The organism is Phytobacter sp. (assembly GCF_059074235.1).
Window position 1 is genome coordinate 481,670 of the sequence record NZ_JCACPZ010000001.1, and the last position, 20,682, is coordinate 502,351.

Below are 20,682 nucleotides of genomic sequence, written 5' to 3' on the forward strand. Positions count from 1 at the left end.
CGGCTGGCGCAGTGCCAGCCGTAAAGTGCGTTAAACCCCGTACCCCATCATTTTCAACAACCGCTGGGCATGCTGAACGGCATCCTGGCGGTGGGCCACGCCCAGTTTCTGATACAGATTGCGAATGTGCGTTTTGATGGTGGTCGCCGCGACGGCGAGTTCACCGGCAATCTGTTCGTTGCTGTAACCAGAATAAATCAGTCCTAATACCTGCCATTCACGTTGAGTAAGCGGGCTGGTGCGAATCAGTTCTGGCACATCCGGGTGGGTGAGCAGACGCTCAACAAAGTTCTCATCAAAGTGGGCAAACTTGTGGCGATGATGCTGGTTGATGTCGCGCAGGATACGCTGCGCACGGTGTTGATCCAGTTCAGGCAGCGTATTGAGCTGAATAAGCTGACGCAGTTGCTGCGCCATAGCCTCGCCCTCAATCACAAAATGGCTGATAAACCCGGTCCGGTTGGCAAGCTGCAGGGCTTCCAGTAGTACGCGTTGCGCGTCGTTTTTGCGACCGGCCTGCCAGTAGAGCTGATTGAGCAGCAGCAGGTTGCGGTTCAGGTCGCTCATCAGACGCAGGCTGCGGGCGTTTTCGTTTAACTCTTCCAGCACCATCTCCGCTGGGTCAAAATCCCCTAGCAGAATTTGTGCACGGGCAATGTTGCGCCACTGACCTTGAAGGAAGTGGTTATTGGCAAATTCCGGTTTAGGCGTCTGACGCAGCCACTGTGCGGCGGCTTTTTTGTCTCCCACCATATGCCAGTAAATCACCCGGACTTTATCGGCATTCGACACCCAGTCGCTATGATATTGACCATTACCAAGCAGGTTTTCGAGGCGGTGCAAATGGCTGCGCGCGTTATCCAGATCGCCACGGGCCAGCGAGTTTTGAATCACCAGCGCCAGGCATTGCAACTGCTGCTGGGGTTGGAAGGAGTCAAGTACATCCATGCCCTGGCGGGCAGCCGCTTCGGATTCATCGAGGCGCGCCCAGGCCCAAAGAAGCTGAGCACGGATACGCAACAGAAACTCGTGCATAGGGAGCTGCTCAAGATGCTGCTCACGGACCAGCAGGAACCCCTTTTCCTGAGTCTCCCACGCGGCCTGCAAAAAGCCCTGGGCAAACAGAATTTCACTCTGTTGGATAAGGCTCCACAACGCGTAATGCCATACATCGTGGCGGCGGGCCATCTGCTCAGTCTGCTGCATCAGGGACAGAGAATTGGTCAGTAGCCCTTTGCAATGCAGAACTTCGCCATGCACCGATGTGGCGACAATGCGACTGTAATAGTTTGCAAGCGGCAGCTCATCAAGGGCTACCATCGCCAGGCGTTCGGCTTCAACGGCATCACCATCATTAATGGCCACCTGCGCACGCAGGGCATTGAAATCACCGTGGAGCGATGTGTCCATGCGGGTCGTCATCTCTTGCTCGGCTCTTGCCAGCAAGGTGTTAACTTCGCTGTAGCGATGCTGACTTTGCATCAACCAGGCTTGTAGTAGCACCAGACGGGGATTTTCCAACAAGCTCTCCCACGGCAGTGCTTTAAGCGACGCTTCCAGCAGGCTCAGTTCACTATGATTGAACAGCCCCCAGGCGTGGTGGAGCAGAATATCGCGCAGCATGGTGCCATCACCAGCCGCCAGCGCATGGTGAATGGCTTCACTGGGGAAACCTTGTGCCATCCAGCTTTCTGCTGCGGCACGGTGGATTTCTGGCAATTCAGTAGCGAGTTCCCACTGGCAGCGCTGACGGAGGAAGTTGCCGAACAAGGGATGGTAGCTGAACCACTCGCCAGAGTCGTCCATACGTTGTAAAAAAAGCCCTTGTCGTTCGATCTCTTCCAGCCGCATTTGGCCGTTTTCTTCGCCGGTGACACGCACAATCAGTGCATCGTTCATCGAACGTAGCAGCGCACTTTTAAGTAAGAACAAACGGGTGGCTGCGTCGACGTTATCGAGCACCTCGTCCACCAGATAGTCGGACAAATGGCTGGCATTAATGCCCGCCAGGCGACGAGCTGACTGGTGTGCCGCTCCATGGTTTTGCCGCACGGAGAGGGCGATCAACTGGAGTGCCGTGGCCCATCCGGCAACGTCATCACACAAGCGTCCACTTTCGGCGGCTTCAATTGGAGAGGTCAGGCGACAGTCAAAGAACTGCTTGGCTTCCTGGTGATTAAACGCGAGTTGGTGACTACCAATTTCGAGCAGCTGCTCACGTACACGCAGGTTAGCAATACCCAACTGTGGCAGGTTACGCGAAAGCACAATCAGGGTCAGGTTTTCAGGCTGATGGCGCAGGAAAAAACGCATCGCGTCATGGATTACCGGATTGGTTATCAGATGGTAATCATCAATCACCAGATAAAGCGCGCGCTGCCACTCTGCGAGTTCAATAAACAGTTGGGCAAAGAGGGAGGAGAGGCTGGCGTACTGTCGCTTTTGTGCCATTGTTTCGCTACTGACACAGTGACCTCCCGTTGCTTGCTGGATGGCCGCGATAAAGTAGCTGGCAAATCTTTCCTGTTGGTTGTCTCCCTCATCCAGAGAGAACCAGCCAATGTCGTTTTTGCCCGCCGCCCACTGAGAGATGAGCGTCGTTTTTCCGTAACCCGCTGGGCTTGTGATGAGCGCTAGCCGAAAATTGTTCGCGCCGGAAAGTTTCGCCAGCAGGCGATCGCGTACGACAGTATGGTCGAGGCGAACCGGGCGACTTAATTTAGACGGAATCAGCATAGTTATCACTTCACTGTGAGGATAAAGGGGGAAAACGATTTTTTTTGCGCTTCGTAATTAATACTAATAAGGTCGGATAAATCTGGATATATTGCAAGTTATGTCCAAATCTGACGACTGTGAATTTGCACCAGGTCACATTTCTAAATTGTTAACGAATAAATAAGCCGCACTCGCCACAGGCGCAGCAGGGGCCGATTGCGTGATAGATCACCAGCCAATGAGGAAATAGTTTTAAGAAAAATATGGTTTCAATAATGTTATTTAGATAAAAATCTATAAAGCAGCACAAATAGCAAAAATATGTGTGTGATCACTAAAAATTATTATTTCCTCAATGAAGGTTTCAAGCAGGAATAATTTATTGCGAAACGACATTTCATTCTTTTGACATTCTTTCCCGTTAATCTCAATGGTCGTGTCACGCTTCGTTACGCTTCGCGTCATGATTCTTCATGGACAAGGGCTTGAAAAATGTTCAAAAAAACAGCTAACTTTAAGTGGCAGAGATCACATTTTTCGCTCATCCCTGCTACTCCTCCCCGCTGAATCCCTGGCAGGATGAGGACGTCATTTAATGAGCCCGGCAAACTAGCGCTAACGTTGTTTTTATCAATCACAGGATCCGAATTCTCTATGTCAAAGCCTACGTTTAACAAAGCGCAATTCGAGGCGGCCCTGACACGTCAGTGGCAGCAATTTGGCCTGCACGCCGCGCAAGAGATGACATCCCGCCAGTGGTGGCAGGCGGTAAGCGGTGCGCTGGCAGAACTGCTGGTGGCACTGCCGCAGGCGAAACCCGCGAAGCAGCAGCGTCACGTTAACTATATCTCTATGGAATTTTTGATTGGCCGCCTGACGGGCAACAACTTGCTGAATCTGGGCTGGTATCAGGAGGTGAGCGATATACTTCAGGCTCAGGGGCTGAATTTAAGCGATTTGCTCGAAGAAGAGACGGACCCCGCGCTGGGCAATGGTGGGTTAGGGCGTCTGGCGGCCTGTTTCCTGGATTCCATGGCCACTGTTGGTCAGTCTGCCACCGGCTATGGTCTGAATTATCAGTACGGCCTGTTCCGCCAGTCCTTCGATGAAGGGCACCAGAAAGAAGCGCCGGATGACTGGCATCGTCGCACCTATCCGTGGTTCACCCATAATGAGCAACGGGATGTGCATGTCGGTATCGGCGGCAAAGTCAGCAAAGAGGGACACTGGAAGCCTGAATTTACGATTGTCGGCGAAGCCTGGGACCTGCCGGTGCTGGGCTACCGTAACAGTGTGGCCCAGCCGCTGCGCCTCTGGCAGGCGACGCATGCGCACCCGTTTGATCTGACTAAATTCAACGATGGCGATTTCCTGCGCGCTGAGCAGCAGGGTATCGACGCTGAAAAATTGACCAAAGTGCTCTACCCGAACGACAACCACCAGGCCGGCAAAAAGCTGCGCCTGATGCAGCAGTATTTCCAGTGTGCCTGCTCCATTGCCGATATTCTGCGTCGTCATCATCTGGCCGGACGCAAGCTGGCTGAACTGGCGAAGTATGAAGTTATCCAGTTGAACGACACCCACCCGACCATCGCGATCCCTGAGCTGCTGCGGGTCTTAATCGATGAGCACCAGATGAGCTGGGATGATGCCTGGGCTATCACCAGTAAAACCTTCGCCTACACCAACCACACGTTGATGCCGGAAGCGCTGGAGTGCTGGGATGAAAAACTGGTGAAAGCGCTCTTGCCGCGCCATATGCAAATCATCAAGCAGATCAACGATCGCTTCAAAGTGCTGGTGGAGAAAACCTGGCCGGGAGATGAGGCCGTCTGGGCGAAGCTCGCGGTTGTGCACAATAAGCAGGTGCGTATGGCGAACATGTGCGTCGTTGGCGGCTTTGCGGTGAACGGTGTTGCGGCGCTGCACTCTGATCTGGTGGTGAAAGATCTGTTCCCTGAATACAACCAGCTGTGGCCGACCAAATTCCATAATGTCACTAATGGTATTACGCCGCGTCGCTGGATTAAACAGTGCAACCCCGCGCTTGCCGCATTGCTGGATAAGTCGCTGAAAAAAGAGTGGGCCAACGATTTGGATCAGCTTATTCATCTGGAGAAATTTGCAGATGACGCGAAATTCCGCGCGCAATATCGCGCAATCAAGCAGGAAAATAAAAACCTGCTCGCGGAATTTGTTAAACATCGCACCGGGATTGAGATTAATCCACATGCGATCTTTGATATTCAAATCAAACGCCTGCACGAATACAAACGTCAGCATTTGAACCTGTTACATATTGTGGCGTTGTACAAAGAGATTCGCGAAAACCCTCAGGCTGACCGCGTACCTCGCGTATTTCTGTTTGGTGCCAAAGCGGCTCCGGGCTATTACCTGGCGAAGAACATTATTTATGCCATCAACAAAGTGGCACACGTCATCAACAACGATGTGACGGTGGGCGACAAGCTGAAAGTCGTCTTCCTGCCCGACTACTGTGTGTCGGCGGCAGAGCGCCTGATCCCGGCTGCGGATGTCTCCGAACAGATTTCTACTGCCGGTAAAGAGGCCTCCGGTACGGGCAATATGAAGCTGGCGCTGAACGGCGCGTTGACGGTGGGCACGTTGGATGGTGCGAACGTCGAAATTGCCGAGCAGGTGGGCGACGAGAATATCTTTATTTTCGGTCATACCGTGGAAGAGGTGAAAGCCCTGAAGGCGAAAGGCTATGACCCGGTGAAATGGCGTAAAAAAGACAAACAGCTGGATGCGGTACTGAAAGAGCTGGAGAGCGGGAAATACAGCGACGGCGACAAACATGCCTTCGACCAGATGCTGCATAGCATTGGCAAACAGGGCGGTGACCCATACCTGGTGCTGGCAGATTTTGCGGCCTACGTTGAAGCACAAAAACGCGTTGATGAACTCTATCGTGATGAAGAGGCCTGGACCCGTGCGGCTATCCTGAACACCGCCCGCTGCGGGATGTTCAGCTCGGATCGTTCGATTCGCGATTATCAGACCCGTATCTGGCAGGCAAAACGCTAAGGAAAAGCATGGTGAGCAAACGTCTTGAAAGTGCCGCGCTGGCGGCGGGTATTAGCCCGGATTACATCAATGCGCACGGTAAACCGCAGTCTATCGGTGCTGAAACCAAACGGCGTTTGCTGGAAGCCATGCACGCTTCGACGGTGAAGCCGGTGGTGGTCACGCCAGTGCCCCGTGTACTGGTGTTCACGCAGGGTAAGAGAAAGTCATTGCCCATTGAAGGCAAGGGCAGCTTTGACTGGAGCATTACGACAGAGCAGGGGCTGCAGCTTCGGGGGCTGGTTGAGGCCGGGAAAAGCCTCACGTTGCCAGGCAAATTACCCCAGGGTTACCACACGCTGACATTGCGTCAGGACGAGCAGCGCTGGCACTGTCGGTTGATTGTGACGCCTAAACGTTGCTATGAACCGCAGGCCCTGCTGGAAGGCAAAAAGTTGTGGGGGGCTTGCGTTCAGCTCTATACCCTGCGTTCAGATAAAAACTGGGGCATTGGTGACTTTGGCGATCTGAAATCGATGCTGGCGGATGTGGCAAATCGCGGTGGCTCTTTTATCGGCCTCAACCCGATCCATGCCCTCTACCCGGCGAACCCTGAAAGTGCCAGTCCGTACAGCCCATCCTCCCGCCGCTGGCTGAACGTCATCTATATCGACGTGAATGCGGTTGATGATTTCCGGGTCAGTAAAGAGGCACAGGCCTGGTGGAAGCTACCAACCACACAGTCGGCGCTCAAGGCCGCACGCGATGCCGAATTTGTGGATTACTCCACGGTCACGGCTCTGAAGCTGGCAGGCTTGCGTCTGGCCTGGAAGCAGTTTTCCACGCGTAAAGCGGGTGACGATTATCGCGTGGCATTTGATAGCTTCGTGAAGCAGGAAGGGGAGAGCCTCTACTGGCAGGCGGCCTTCGATGCGCTCCATGCTAACCAGGTGAAAGAAGACGAGCTGCGCTGGGGCTGGCCAGCCTGGCCGGAAGAGTACCGCTCAACAGGCAGTCCGCAGGTGAAAGCGTTTTGTACTGAGCATGCGGATGAGGTCAATTTTTACCTCTGGCTGCAATGGCTGGCGTACACGCAATTTGCTGAATGCTGGGAAACCAGCCAGGGCTTCGCCATGCCGATTGGGCTCTACCGCGATTTAGCCGTCGGCGTTGCCGAAGGCGGGGCGGAAACCTGGTGCGATCGTGAATTGTATTGCCTGAAAGCCTCGGTAGGTGCACCACCGGATATTCTCGGCCCTTTAGGCCAGAACTGGGGACTGCCACCGATGGATCCCCATATTACGGCAGCACGTGGTTATGAGCCGTTTATCGATCTGCTGCGGGCAAACATGAAAAGCTGCGGCGCGCTACGAATTGATCATGTGATGTCGATGCTGCGCCTGTGGTGGATCCCTTACGGCGAGACTGCAGATCACGGTGCTTATGTGCAGTATCCGGTTGACGATCTGTTGTCGATCCTGGCGCTGGAAAGCCAGCGTCATCAATGCATGGTGATTGGCGAAGATCTCGGAACCGTGCCGGTGGAAATTGTCAGTAAGCTTCGTGACAGCGGCGTTTACTCTTACAAAGTGCTCTATTTCGAGAGCGACCATGAGAAGAACTTCCGCGCGCCGAAAGCGTATCCGGAGCAATCCATGGCGGTGGCCACGACCCATGATCTGCCTACCTTGCGCGGCTATTGGGAAAGCGGTGATCTGACGCTCGGTAAAACATTAGGGTTGTACCCTGATGAAGTGGTGCTGCGCGGGTTGTTCAAGGATCGCGAACTGGCGAAACAGGGATTACTGAAAGCCTTGCATGCCCACGGTTGTCTGCCGAAAAAGGTCGGGCACAATGCGTCGCGGATGCCGATGACGTCGATGCTCAACCGCGGCATGCAGCGCTACATTGCTGACAGCAACAGTGCATTACTGGGGCTGCAGCCGGAGGACTGGCTCAATATGGCCGGGCCGGTGAATATTCCCGGGACCAGTTATCAGTACAAAAACTGGCGGCGCAAGCTTTCCACGTCACTTGAGAAGATGTTCGCCGATGAGAGTGTGAATAAGCTAATTAAGGATCTGGATAAGCGCAGACGGGCGGCAGGGAAGAAAAAGTAAAAGCAAAAAACCCACCAGATGGTGGGTTTTTTGTTTATTCACGAAAGTACGTGTTGTGACACTTACACCACCATGCCCAGCAGCAAACAGCCGACCAGACCACAAACGGAGATGATGGTCTCCAGCGCGGACCAGGATTTCATGGTCTCACCAATGGTCAGGTTGAAATACTCTTTAAACAGCCAGAAGCCTGGGTCGTTAACGTGAGAGAAAATCACGCTACCGGAACCGACGGCGATAACCATCAGTTCAGGGCTGACACCGGTGGTCGCGATCAGCGGAGCGGCAATGCCGCCTGCGGTAATCGCAGCAACGGTTGCAGAACCCAATGCGATACGCAGTACCGCTGCAATAGACCAGGCCATAAAGATAGGTGACAGGTTGGTGCCATGCATCAGAGATGCGATGTATTTGTCCACGCCGCTATCAACCAGAACCTGCTTGAACGCACCGCCACCGCCGATAATCAGCAGCATCATGGCGATGATTTTGATTGAGCTGGTCAGCGTTTCGTTAATGTCGTCCATGGAACGACCACGGTTCAGACCGAAGGTGAAGACGGCGATCAGCACGGCAATCAGGGTCGCCATTACCGGGTCACCGAAGAACTCCGCGTAAGGCAGAATGGCATGGCCTTTCGGCAGCAGCATTTCTGCAACGGCACGCAGTGCCATCAGCACAACCGGTACCAGAGAGGTCCAGACGCTGACGCCAAAGCCTGGCATCTCTTCTTCAGTGAAGGTTTTCTTGTTGTACAGGCCTTCCGGGATCGGTTTGTCGATACCTTTCAGGAAACGCGCATAAACCGGGCCCGCCAGAATCACGGTCGGGATACCCAGCAGCGTACCGTACAGCAGGGTTTTACCCATATCGGCATGGAAGATGGTCGCAATCGCGGTTGGACCCGGGTGCGGAGGCAGGAAGCCGTGGGTCACAGACAGCGCTGCTGCCATCGGCACACCAACATACAGCAGGGGAATACGCGCAGAGGCGGCGATGGTAAACACCAGCGGCAGCAACAGCACGAAGCCCACTTCATAGAACAGTGCGAAACCTACGGTAAAGCCGGTGAGTACCACCGCCCACTGAATGTGTTTCTCACCAAATTTCGCAATCAGGGTTGTCGCGATGCGCTGTGCACCACCGCAGTCTGCCAACAGTTTGCCGAGCATGGCACCGAAGCCCATGATCAGCGCAAGGCTGCCCAGGGTTCCGCCGACACCGGCTTTGATGGACTTGATCACTGCATCCAGAGGCATTCCCTGCATCATCCCGACGGCCAGAGCCACCAGAACCAGGGCAATAAATCCGTTCAATTTGAAGCGGATCATCAATAACAACAACAAGATTACACCGATAGCAACGATGACTAATGGCATGATTTACCTGGCCTTAATTTGTTATGGGTAACGTCAGTGTTTCTTCAGCACATACCCGGCTTTCAATAGGAGAAAACGCAGCGCTGTGGCACCAATACGGCTTACATCCATAATTAAAAATAATAGCTGGATGTTTTTATAATGTTGGTGCCTGCGCGGATGATACGGGTAACATCTGTAAAAAGAGAATCACCTGGTGGGGGTAAATTTGCGAAGTGAGATGTGGGTCATATTAACGGCGAGAAATTATTGCAAAAAAACGGCGGAAATTTGATTCGAAGGATACGGGTAACACATTCTCCCGCCTGGGCAGGAGAACATGTGAAGCGCGAAAATCAGTAGTAGGAGTGCTCGCCGCGCTGGTGTTCGGTCAGATCCCGTACACCTTTGAGGTCAGGGAATTCAGCCAGCAGCTGCTTTTCGATCCCATCTTTCAGGGTGACATCAATCATCGAGCAACCGTTACAGCCGCCGCCGAACTGAAGGATAGCGTAGCCGTCGTCGGTGATTTCCATCAGCGTCACACGGCCACCGTGGCCTGCCAACTGTGGATTAACCGTTGCCTGCAACATGTATTCGACACGCTCCATCAACGGGGCGTCATCGGTGACTTTACGCATTTTGGCGTTAGGGGCTTTCAGCGTCAGCTGAGAACCGAGTTGGTCGGTCACAAAATCGATTTCCGCATCTTCCAGATACGGCGCGCTCAACTCATCGACATAAGCGGTGAGCTGTTCGAATTCCAGGGCGGTGTCAGCGGCTTCCACTGCATCTGGCGGGCAATAAGAAACGCCGCATTCTGCGTTTGGCGTGCCTGGGTTAATCACAAACACGCGAATTTGCGTCCCTTCTTCCTGATTTGCCAGCAATTTAGCAAAATGCGCTTGCGCAGCATCGGAGATATGGATCATAGCAATGGCCTAATAGTTGACTATTTTACTTGGTTATAATACGCCCATCATCGAGGCTCTACAAGGTTCGACACAGGCACCATACCTGAACAGTCGCCGCGCCATTGCGTAACAGCAGTTGGCTCATTTCCGCGACAGTACTGCCGGTAGTGACGACATCATCCACGATAACCATATGGAGTCCCTTCACCGGCAATTCAAGGCGAAAGGCATTTTTCAGGTTGCGTTTACGCAAGCGGGCGCTCAACTGATGCTGGATTTGGGTCATCCGCGTGCGCCGGAGCGCGGCGGGTTCATAGCGGCAGCCTAACCAGTGTGCCAGCCGTCGGCAGAGTAGATCGCTCTGATTATAGCCTCTTCGCCACTGGCGTCGTTGCCAGAGTGGGACGTTGACCAGCATATCGGGGAGCGGGATTGGTCGGGTTCGATGAGCCTCTCTGACCGCCAGTAACAGCAGCCGCGCCAGGGGCTGAGCGAGCTCGGGACGCCGGGAAAACTTCATCTGATGTACCAGTTGACTGAGCGGCGGCGTGTAGCCACTGACCGTTATCATCTGCTGCCACGGCGGCATTTTCTGCAGACAACGGCCGCAGGGCAACGTGCGGCTGAGTGCGGGTAAGGCACAGCGTGGGCAGACGGGCACGTTAAGGGGGATGTTTCTGGCACAGCAGGAACAAATCCCCCAATGAGCGAGGGCCAGCGGCATTCGGCATAGCCAGCACAGACCGGGCACTGTTAGCATGTTCCACCTCCTTGTATGAATAAAGAGAACCATAACTGATGAACGATATCTGGTGGGAAACTAAAGGCGAAGGACATCGCCATCTTGTGCTGCTTCACGGGTGGGGTCTGAATGCGCAGGTGTGGGATTACATCGTACCTGAACTGAGTTCGCATTTTACGCTTCACCTGGTGGACTTACCGGGTTATGGCCGCAGTACCGGTTTTCCGGCAATGTCGCTTAACGAGATGGCTGAGATTGTGCTGGCAAATGCGCCCGAGCGAGCTATTTGGTTGGGCTGGAGCCTGGGTGGCCTGGTGGCCAGCCAGATAGCGTTAATGGCACCCGCGCGCGTCAGCGGACTGATCACGGTGGCATCGTCCCCCTGTTTTAGCGAGCAGGCGTCCTGGCCTGGGATCAAACCAGACGTTCTGGCCAGTTTCCAGAAACAGCTCAGCGAAGATTTCCAGCGCACGGTAGAGCGTTTTCTGGCATTGCAGACGATGGGAACAGAGACGTCCCGCCAGGATGCGCGCCAGCTAAAAAATGCAGTTTTATCACTGCCGATGCCAGCACAAGAGGTTCTGAATGGCGGGCTGGAGATCCTCAAAACCGTTGATCTACGCGACGCGCTGGTCGGCCTTTCGCTGCCGTTTCTGCGCATGTATGGTCGACTGGACGGACTGGTACCACGCAAAATGGTCGCCCCTCTGGACGCGCTATGGCCCCAAAGTGAGTCGATTATTTTTGGCAAAGCAGCGCATGCACCGTTTATTTCTCATCCGCAAGATTTCTGCCATGCATTGATCGAATTTAATAATACACACATGTAATTATTGCCATCACCTGGAAAACTTGTGATTTGGGAACAATACTGAGAACGCGACGGTGACTGCGTTTTTGCAGGGCGTTGCAGGATAAAAACTGAAAAACCTGAGGAGAATCATGGCTATGAAACTTGTTACAGGTATTGTTGCGTCTCTGGTGATTGGGTCCCTGTCCTTTGGCGTAATGGCCGCACAGGAACTGGAAAAAGATAAAGTGGCGGGGATGAATCTGACGAAGGTCGGGACCATTACCACTTCCGACACCTCCGCGCCAATGGACGCGAAAAAAGAACTGTCCAAAAAAGCCGATGAGCTGGGTGGCAAATATTTTGTTGTGACCAGCGGCGAGAAAAAAGAAAAAGACGTCTACGCCACGGCGGATGTCTATAAGTAATATTAAAGTGAATGTTGAAGCGGGCCTGTTGGCCCGCTTTTAGTTTCCGGTCAGCGACCACCACTCCTGCTGACAAGCGGATTTCCCTTCCGGACACGCTTTGCAATTTCCTGTCAAACAGACATCAGCCTCTTGTTGAATGCGCACGACTTTTCCCATTGCCTCCATGCGACACAACATGGCCTCCACCATCGGACGGGAAAGATGCAACGCACTGCTGAGCTGGCTGGCTTCCATCCGCCCTTGCAGTGCCAGCATATTACGAACGTCAATTAACGATGCCATAGGCGCGCCTTAGTGGCAGTCTCCTGCCGGGCTTTCGCAGCAACTGGCTACCGTTTTGCGGGTGGTCAGCAGATTAACATCCACCCGACTTCTGGCTCGGCGCAAGCTGCCAACAACGACAATGTTGAACAGAATGACCGCCAGAATGCAGGTAAGGCTGTATGTTGGGTGCGAGCTAAAGTTAGTGGTCTGGTAAAACAGTGTTGCCAGCGAATAGGCGATATTGAGTCCCCAAAGAACAGAGAAGCCCATCCAGCCCCGGTTCGATTCACGGGAAATCGCCCCCATGACCGAAATGCAGGGAATGTAGAGCAGTACGAAAATCAGGTAGCTGTACGCGGCACTGGCGCTGCCGAATTTCTCGCTCATCACGCCCATGGTGCCAGTTTCCATTTCACCATCACCTTTGCTGGCCTCGATGGGGTTCGCCAGAACACTTAAGCTGAAGGTGCTTTTCAGGCTGGTCCAGGTCTCTTCCAGTGCGGACTCCAGTTCACCTTTCAGGCTGAATTCTTGCGGATTAAATTCAGCGTTATGGATAGTTTCGGCGGTATAAAGAGTGTTCAGCGTCCCGACAACGACCTCTTTTGCCATCGCCCCGGTAAACAGGCCTACTGTTGCTTGCCAGTGGTCGGGTTGGACACCAATCGGCTGTAGCAGCGGTGTAAACACGCGGCTGACAGAAGCCAGTGCAGAGTCGTTAATGTTATCGACGGTTTTGCCGCTAAGGGAGAAGCTGTTCAGTGCGCTGAGGAAAATGCTGACCACGACGATCACTTTACCGGCACGCAGAACAAAGCCTTTCAGGCGTTGCCAGGTTTGCAGCACCAGGCTTTTCAAATGGGGAACGTGGTAGACCGGCAACTCCATAATGAATGGGGAGGCTTCGCCGCGCATGATGGTGTGTTTCAGCATTAACCCGGTCAGGATCGCCATAACAATCCCCAGAACATACAGCGAGAAGACGGTCAGTGCGCCTTGCTGACCAAAGAAGGCAGCAGAGAAGACGGCAAAAATGGCCAGCCGAGCGCCGCAGGACATAAACGGTGCCATCATGATGGTCATCAGACGTTCCCGGGGCGCATCCAGCGTGCGAGCACCCATCACCGACGGGACATTGCAGCCGAATCCGACAATCAGCGGCACAAAGGATTTGCCCGGTAAGCCGAGAGCCTGCATCAGTCTGTCCATCACAAAGGCCGCACGTGCCATGTAACCCGAATCTTCCAGGAAAGAGAGGAAGAGGTACATCATGCCAATTTGGGGGACCAACGGCAGAACGGTATTGATACCACCGCCCAGCCCCTGCGCCAGGAAAATCGTCAACCAATCAGGGAAGTGCAGTGTGGAGCCCAACCACTGAATACCGTGAACAAAAATGGCAACCGAACCAGCATCAAAAATAGGGGCGAGTGCGCCACCTATATTGATGGCCAGCAGAAACATCAGATACATCACGAACAGGAAGATGGGCAGACCCAAAAAACGGTTCAGAATGATGCGATCCACTGCGGCGGTAAACTGGCTGGGTTCAGCGGTCAACGTATTGCTGACGGCATCGCAGACTGCTGAAATGGTTTGATAGCGTGCATCGGCGATATGCAGCGCCGGATCCTCAATTTCACGCTGTAAACGTGCCAGTGAGGTATCCAGTTTGAGTGCCGCGTCACCGGCATAGGCGCGGCTGTATATATCACCTTCCAGCATTTGCAGGCCCAGCCAGCGGCGCTGCTGTGTCGGCATTTCGGTCGACATGGCCTGAGCCAGCGCATCCGCTTCGTGCTGCAGCGGTTGAGCATAATGAACGAGTTCGACAGGGGTGTTTTTCTGGTGGCGGTCGACGGCAAGTTTTAGTGCATCAATGCCGCGACCACGTGTTGAGACCAGAGGAACAACCGGGCAACCCAGTCGGGCGGATAACGCATCAATATCAATACGGACTTTCTGTTTTTCCGCAATATCCAGCATGTTGAGTGCCAGTATGCAGGGAATACCCAGTTCCAGCAGTTGTAAGGTGAGGTACAGATTGCGCTCAAGGTTGGAGGCATCCACTACGTTAATCAGCAGGTCGGCATCACCGCTTAGTATGTAATGGCAGGCTATTTGTTCATCAAGAGACGTTTGTGACGAGATGGTCGTTAGTGAGTAGGTACCTGGCAGGTCAACCAGAGTGACCTGGTGATCGGTAGTGGAAAACTGCCCCTCTTTACGTTCGACCGTCACACCGGACCAGTTGCCCACACGCTGTCGGGCACCCGTTAGCTGATTAAATAAGGTGGTTTTGCCGGAGTTCGGATTACCAATCAATCCAATGGTTAACTTTTTCATTTTTTATCTCACTGGACAGGATTAACGGGAAATAGCTTCCAGTTGCAAAAATGCGATGTCTTTTTTGCGTAATACCAGATTAACGCGGCGGGTTTCGATATGGATGGGGTCGCCAAGCGGTGCCACTCGAACCACATTAAAAGACGACCCTGGCAACATGCCGAGAGAGAGCAGTTTCTGGCGCCACGCGGGGCTGATATCGCGCGAAAAACCCGTTATTTTCCACGTACTGTCAGGAGATAATTGCATAGGACCTACTTATCTTTATCACGAGTGATTTTCGTTGTTCGTCGAATAAATTCCATTAAACCAGATGGTTAGTTTGCTAAGCGTCAGATGATAACCAGAACGAACAATGATAATGAGAATAGTTTTTATCTTCACTTATTTAACCGCGATATCATCCGGAGTTAAATCGTAAATCGCCGCATCGTTGATATGGCGCAATATTTATCTTGTTTTTCTATTACTCATAACGACTTAAAAAGTATGAATAAATATGGACATTTATTTCTTTATCTTAATGTTTTATTAAGAATTGACGTTGTTATTTTGTAAATAACGCAATCGATTATCATTCATTAATTTAATAGTGGGAATGAATGTGGTGAGATATTTTGAATGTTAATAAGGCATGTGCAGAAAAAAATGGGAAAGAAGCAACGTGCAAGGGGTATGACGGGGTTTGTTTTTTTGAATAACTACATATGAATTTCCCCTCCTCGAAAGGAGGGGAACGTCGTACGTTAGCGTTTTTTGCCCATTGCAGCGGCCAGCGCGTCCATCATGGCGCTGTTGCCTGCTGGTTGAGCTTCACGCCCACGAGGTTTCGCCGCTTTCGCTGCCGGACGAGTCTGTTCACGGCTGCCACCATTACTACGGCGTGCGTTGGTTTCGCCTGGCTGCTCATCCAGACGCATGGTCAGTGCAATGCGTTTACGTTGCAGATCGACTTCCATGACTTTGACTTTAACGATGTCACCCGCTTTCACTACCGTATGTGGATCTTCCACAAACTTGTCAGCCAGTGAAGAAATATGTACGAGGCCATCCTGATGCACGCCAATATCCACGAAGGCACCGAAGTTGGTCACGTTCGTGACAGAGCCTTCGAGTACCATCCCAGGCAGCAGGTCGTTCATGGTTTCGATGCCATCGGCAAAGGTCGCGGTTTTAAACTCAGGGCGCGGGTCACGGCCTGGTTTCTCCAGCTCTTTGATGATGTCCGTCACGGTCGGAACGCCCACGTGTTCATCGGTAAAATCGGATGGTTTGAGCTTGCGCAGTTCGCCGCTGTTGCCCATCAGGTCACGCAGAGATTGCGCCGTTGCTGCCAGGATACGCTCGACCACAGGGTAGGTTTCCGGGTGCACCGTTGAGGCATCCAGGGGGTTATCACCGTGGTTGATACGCAGGAAGCCGGCACACTGTTCAAAAGCTTTCGGCCCCAGACGGCTGACTTTCAGCAATTGCTGTCGGTTCTGGAATTGCCCGTTTTCATCGCGCCAGGAGACGATGTTCTGCGCCATCATGCGGGTCAGCCCGGCGACACGGGTGAGCAGAGGGACGGACGCCGTGTTGAGATCCACACCCACGGCGTTTACGCAGTCTTCAACAACCGCATCCAGCTTACGGGCAAGCTGCGTCTGGCTGACGTCGTGCTGATACTGGCCGACGCCGATAGATTTCGGGTCGATTTTCACCAGTTCAGCCAGTGGGTCCTGCAAACGGCGGGCGATAGAGACAGCACCACGCAGAGAGACATCGAGATCCGGGAACTCCAGCGCGGCCAGTTCGGATGCCGAATAGACGGACGCCCCCGCTTCGCTGACGATCACTTTCTGCCCGGTCACTTTCGGGAACTGCTTTTGCACATCGAGGTAGAAACGTTCAGTTTCACGGGATGCGGTACCGTTGCCGATAGCCACCAGTTCAACATTGTGTTTCTCGCACAATGCCGCCACCACAACGGCGGCTTTGGCTGCCTGACCGGTATGCGGGTAAATGGTATCGGTCGCGACCAGTTTACCGGTGCCATCCACTACTGCGACTTTAACGCCGGTACGCAGGCCAGGGTCAAGGCCCATGGTCGCGCGCAGGCCAGCCGGAGCGGCCATCAGCAGGTCGTGCAGGTTACGGGCAAACACGTTGATGGCTTCATCTTCAGCACGTTCACGCACGGTTCCCATTAATTCGGTTTCGAGATGCATCAGCACTTTAATGCGCCAGGTCCAACTGACAACGCCGCGACGCCAGCTGTCCGCCGGGGCGTTGTTCAGACGCAGGCCGAGGTGGTCGATGATGATTTGCTCGCAATAGCTCTCTTTTGGCGGCTCGTCGAACTGCGGGTCAGCATTCAGAGACAGCTGTAAAATGCCTTCGTTGCGACCACGGAACATCGCCAGTGCGCGGTGAGACGGGGCGGTGGCAATCGGTTCGTGGTGATCAAAGTAGTCACGGAACTTCGCGCCTTCTTCTTCTTTACCGCTGACAACGGTCGCGACGAGGTGGGCATTTTTCCAAAGATAATCACGGACTTTGGCCAGCAGCGCTGCATCTTCAGCAAAACGTTCCATCAGAATGTAGCGAGCCCCGTCCAGTGCGGCTTTGCTGTCCGCGACACCTTTTTCAGCATCAATAAATTTGGCGGCTTCAGTGTCAGGTGAGTGTGAGGGTTCGTTCCAGAGCCGATCTGCCAGGGGTTCGAGACCTGCTTCAATCGCGATTTGCCCGCGGGTACGGCGCTTCGGTTTGTACGGCAGATAAAGGTCTTCGAGTTCCGTTTTGCTCAGGGTAGTGTTGATGGCTTTTTCCAGCGCTTCTGTCAGCTTACCCTGCTCACCGATAGATTTGAGGATTGCGAGGCGACGGTCTTGCAGCTCGCGCAAGTACCCCAGACGCGTCTCCAGATTACGCAGTTGCGTGTCGTCCAGACCACCGGTCACTTCCTTACGATAACGTGCAATAAACGGCACGGTGTTCCCTTCATCGAGCAGGCGAACGGCAGCTTCTACCTGGTTGGCGCTGGCCTGAATTTCACCTGCAATAATGCGGCAGAAAGAATCATTCATCATGGATTAGCTTCATCTGAGTAAAAATTTAAGGGACAGTTATACGGATTGACCGGCAAAAATGCCAGTCATCGACCGGGGCTTCAGATTGTTCCGTCTGGTTTGACGTAGTCAATCTCGTTGACGTACCAGCTGGCTTCTCCGGCAGGGGTATTCACCACAGCGAGGTCACCGACCTCTTTTTTCAGCAGGGCGCGGGCCATCGGGGAATCAATCGAGATGTAGTCTTTGCGACCAAAAATTTCATCGTAGCCGACGATGCGAAAACGCAGGGTATTCCCGTCATCGTTTTCGATCTCAACCCAGGCGCCGAAGAAGACTTTGCCTTCCTGTTGCGGGGAATAATCGACAATTTTCAGGTGTTCAATACACTTGGTCAGGTAGCGAACCCGGCGGTCAATTTCACGCAGGCGTTTTTTATTGTACTGATAGTCGGCATTCTCACTGCGATCGCCCAGGCTTGCGGCCCAGGTGACCTTTTTGGTGACCTCCGGGCGTTCCTGTCGCCAGAGGAAATCCAGCTCTTGTTTTAATTTTTCGAAGCCTTCACGGGTAATCAGAGGCGTTTTCATCGCGTTGCCTTAATTTTATTCATCGGTTTCTTTACAAATAAACGCCCGTTAAGGTGCGGATAAATCATCATTTATGTGATGCAATGTGCATATAAGCTACTGTTAAATATGCTTTGTAACAATTTCGACTAGAATTTATACCAGATTTCGCTGGTTGTTAATGTGCTCTTTTTTAAGAATACGTCATCATAATTGTCGGAACCTTTGGGAGTAAAAACAATGCAAGAGAACTATAAAATCCTGGTCGTGGATGACGACATGCGCCTGCGTGCACTGCTTGAACGTTATTTGACTGAGCAAGGCTTCCAGGTCCGCAGCGTCGCGAACGCTGAACAGATGGATCGCTTGCTGACGCGTGAATCCTTCCACCTGATGGTCCTTGACCTGATGTTGCCGGGCGAAGATGGCCTGTCTATTTGCCGCCGTCTGCGCAGTCAAAGCAACCCGATGCCTATCATTATGGTAACGGCGAAAGGGGAAGAGGTTGACCGTATCGTGGGCCTCGAAATCGGCGCTGACGACTATATTCCAAAACCGTTTAACCCGCGTGAACTGCTGGCCCGTATTCGTGCGGTGCTGCGTCGCCAGGCGAATGAACTGCCGGGTGCGCCATCTCAGGAAGAGGCGGTCATTGCCTTTGGTAAATTTAAACTGAATCTTGGCACCCGTGAAATGTTCCGCGAAGATGAGCCGATGCCATTGACCAGCGGTGAGTTTGCGGTGCTGAAAGCACTGGTGAGCCATCCGCGTGAGCCGCTCTCTCGCGATAAGCTGATGAACCTGGCCCGTGGTCGCGAATATTCCGCGATGGAGCGTTCTATCGACGTACAGATCTCCCGCCTGCGCCGCATGGTGGAAGAGGATCCGGCGCACCCGCGTTATATCCAGACCGTATGGGGTCTGGGCTACGTCTTTGTGCCGGACGGTTCTAAAGCATGAGGCGAATGCGCTTCTCGCCGCGAAGTTCTTTTGCCCGCACGCTGTTGCTGATTGTCACCTTGCTGTTTGTCAGCCTGGTGACAACCTACCTTGTGGTGCTGAACTTCGCGATTTTGCCCAGCCTCCAGCAGTTCAATAAGGTTCTCGCTTACGAAGTGCGTATGCTGATGACCGATAAGCTGCAACTGGAAGATGGGACTCAACTGGTAGTCCCACCGGCGTTTCGTCGTGAGATTTATCGCGAACTGGGTATTTCGCTTTATTCGAACGAAGCCGCTGAAGATGCCGGTTTGCGTTGGGCGCAGCATTATGAATTCTTAAGCCAGCAGATGGCGCAGCAACTGGGTGGCCCGACGGAAGTGCGCGTTGAGGTCAACAAGAGCTCGCCGGTGGTCTGGCTGAAAACCTGGCTTTCCCCCAACATCTGGGTGCGTGTCCCGCTGACGGAGATCCACCAGGGTGACTTTTCACCACTGTTCCGCTACACGCTGGCCATTATGTTGCTGGCGATTGGAGGGGCGTGGCTGTTTATTCGTATTCAAAACCGACCCCTTGTCGATCTTGAGCACGCGGCCCTCAAGGTGGGGAAAGGCCATATTCCTCCACCACTACGTGAGTATGGCGCATCAGAGGTTCGCTCGGTGACCCGTGCATTTAACCAGATGGCGGCCGGTGTGAAACAACTGGCGGATGACCGAACGTTACTCATGGCCGGTGTCAGTCACGATTTGCGCACACCTTTAACGCGTATTCGCCTTGCGACGGAAATGATGGCCGAAGAAGATGGCTATCTCGCTGAATCGATCAATAAAGATATCGAAGAGTGTAACGCGATTATCGAGCAGTTTATTGATTACCTGCGTACCGGGCAGGAAATGCCGATGGAGTTGGCGGAACTCAATGCCGTGCTCGGTGAAGTGGTCGCGGCTGAAAGTGGATACGAGCGTGAAATCGAAACGGCGCTTAATGACAGCGAGATTGAAGTTCGCATGCATCCGCTTTCTATTAAGCGTGCGCTGGCCAATATGGTGGTTAATGCCGCGCGCTACGGCAACGGTTGGATCAAAGTTAGCAGCGGAACGGAGCTGAATCGCGCCTGGTTCCAGGTTGAAGATGATGGTCCGGGCATTAAACCTGAACAACGTAAACATCTGTTCCAGCCGTTTGTCCGTGGCGACAGTGCGCGTAGCACCAGTGGTACCGGGCTGGGTCTGGCGATTGTTCAACGTATTGTCGACAACCATAACGGCCTGCTGGAATTGGGCGTCAGTGAGCGCGGGGGCTTATCTATTCGCGCCTGGCTACCGATTCCGGTCACGCGAATTAGCGTCCAGCCTAAAGAAAACGCATAAAAAAACCCGCCACCTGGCGGGTTTTGTTTGTGGCGTGT

The 20,682-nt window shown here is 53.3% G+C and carries 15 protein-coding genes; 6 read left to right on the forward strand and 9 right to left on the reverse strand.

Annotated features, from left to right (window positions below; translation table 11 throughout):
• Positions 1 to 30 precede the first annotated feature (30 nt).
• A complete protein-coding gene (gene malT, locus AC5JPW_RS02225) occupies positions 31 to 2,736 on the reverse strand; it encodes an HTH-type transcriptional regulator MalT (RefSeq protein ID WP_494238039.1) in 2,706 nt (901 codons plus the stop codon).
• A gap of 636 nt (positions 2,737 to 3,372) precedes the next feature.
• Here malT and malP point away from each other — a divergent pair.
• Positions 3,373 to 5,766 (forward strand): maltodextrin phosphorylase, encoded by a 2,394-nt coding sequence (gene malP, locus AC5JPW_RS02230; RefSeq protein ID WP_494238040.1) that lies wholly within the window; start codon positions 3,373 to 3,375, stop codon positions 5,764 to 5,766.
• 8 nt (positions 5,767 to 5,774) lie between these two features.
• A complete protein-coding gene (gene malQ / locus AC5JPW_RS02235) occupies positions 5,775 to 7,865 on the forward strand; it encodes a 4-alpha-glucanotransferase (RefSeq protein WP_494238041.1) in 2,091 nt (696 codons plus the stop codon).
• Between the two features lie 62 nt (positions 7,866 to 7,927).
• Here the strand turns inward: malQ and gntT are convergent, their stop codons facing one another.
• The 3 genes from gntT to gntX all read right to left on the reverse strand — a co-directional run bounded on the left by gntT (position 7,928) and on the right by gntX (position 10,897).
• The gene (gene gntT / locus AC5JPW_RS02240) at positions 7,928 to 9,244 is read right to left on the reverse strand and encodes a gluconate transporter (RefSeq protein WP_494238042.1); all 1,317 of its coding nucleotides are present in this window, start codon (positions 9,242 to 9,244) and stop codon (positions 7,928 to 7,930) included.
• 335 nt (positions 9,245 to 9,579) lie between these two features.
• Entirely contained in the window at positions 9,580 to 10,155 is a 576-nt protein-coding gene (gene nfuA / locus AC5JPW_RS02245; protein ID WP_494238044.1) for a Fe-S biogenesis protein NfuA, read from the reverse strand.
• Between the two features lie 58 nt (positions 10,156 to 10,213).
• Positions 10,214 to 10,897: a DNA utilization protein GntX gene (gene gntX / locus AC5JPW_RS02250; RefSeq protein ID WP_494238045.1), complete on the reverse strand. Its 684-nt coding sequence runs from the start codon at positions 10,895 to 10,897 to the stop codon at positions 10,214 to 10,216.
• Positions 10,898 to 10,935: 38 nt separating this feature from the next.
• On the opposite strand from gntX, the gene bioH reads away from it, so the two are divergent.
• Complete coding sequence (bioH, locus tag AC5JPW_RS02255) at positions 10,936 to 11,709, forward strand: pimeloyl-ACP methyl ester esterase BioH (RefSeq protein WP_494238046.1); 774 nt, start codon at positions 10,936 to 10,938, stop codon at positions 11,707 to 11,709.
• A 118-nt stretch (positions 11,710 to 11,827) separates the two neighbouring features.
• Positions 11,828 to 12,097, forward strand: a complete 270-nt coding sequence (locus AC5JPW_RS02260; protein WP_494238129.1) for a YdgH/BhsA/McbA-like domain containing protein — start codon at positions 11,828 to 11,830, stop codon at positions 12,095 to 12,097.
• A gap of 39 nt (positions 12,098 to 12,136) precedes the next feature.
• On the opposite strand, the gene feoC is transcribed toward AC5JPW_RS02260, so the two are convergent.
• From feoC to greB, 5 genes are all read right to left on the reverse strand, one after another.
• Complete coding sequence (feoC, locus tag AC5JPW_RS02265; RefSeq protein WP_494238047.1) at positions 12,137 to 12,382, reverse strand: [Fe-S]-dependent transcriptional repressor FeoC; 246 nt, start codon at positions 12,380 to 12,382, stop codon at positions 12,137 to 12,139.
• 9 nt (positions 12,383 to 12,391) lie between these two features.
• On the reverse strand, positions 12,392 to 14,710 hold the full coding sequence (feoB, locus tag AC5JPW_RS02270) for a Fe(2+) transporter permease subunit FeoB (RefSeq protein WP_494238048.1): 2,319 nt from the start codon (positions 14,708 to 14,710) through the stop codon (positions 12,392 to 12,394).
• A gap of 21 nt (positions 14,711 to 14,731) precedes the next feature.
• Positions 14,732 to 14,959: a ferrous iron transporter A gene (gene feoA / locus AC5JPW_RS02275; RefSeq protein WP_494238049.1), complete on the reverse strand. Its 228-nt coding sequence runs from the start codon at positions 14,957 to 14,959 to the stop codon at positions 14,732 to 14,734.
• 497 nt (positions 14,960 to 15,456) lie between these two features.
• Positions 15,457 to 17,784, reverse strand: coding sequence for a Tex family protein (locus tag AC5JPW_RS02280; RefSeq protein WP_494238050.1), 2,328 nt, complete (start codon positions 17,782 to 17,784; stop codon positions 15,457 to 15,459).
• Positions 17,785 to 17,864: 80 nt separating this feature from the next.
• Positions 17,865 to 18,353: a transcription elongation factor GreB gene (gene greB / locus AC5JPW_RS02285; RefSeq protein ID WP_494238051.1), complete on the reverse strand. Its 489-nt coding sequence runs from the start codon at positions 18,351 to 18,353 to the stop codon at positions 17,865 to 17,867.
• 219 nt (positions 18,354 to 18,572) lie between these two features.
• Between greB and ompR the strand changes: the two genes are divergently transcribed.
• Both ompR and envZ read left to right on the forward strand, forming a co-directional pair.
• Positions 18,573 to 19,292 carry an osmolarity response regulator transcription factor OmpR gene (gene ompR, locus AC5JPW_RS02290; RefSeq protein ID WP_001157751.1) on the forward strand — a complete coding sequence of 240 codons (720 nt, stop codon included), beginning with the start codon at positions 18,573 to 18,575 and terminating at the stop codon, positions 19,290 to 19,292.
• On the forward strand, positions 19,289 to 20,644 hold the full coding sequence (gene envZ, locus AC5JPW_RS02295) for a two-component system sensor histidine kinase EnvZ (protein ID WP_494238052.1): 1,356 nt from the start codon (positions 19,289 to 19,291) through the stop codon (positions 20,642 to 20,644). The genes ompR and envZ overlap by 4 nt, the downstream gene beginning before the upstream one ends.
• The last annotated feature ends 38 nt before the right edge of the window (positions 20,645 to 20,682 follow it).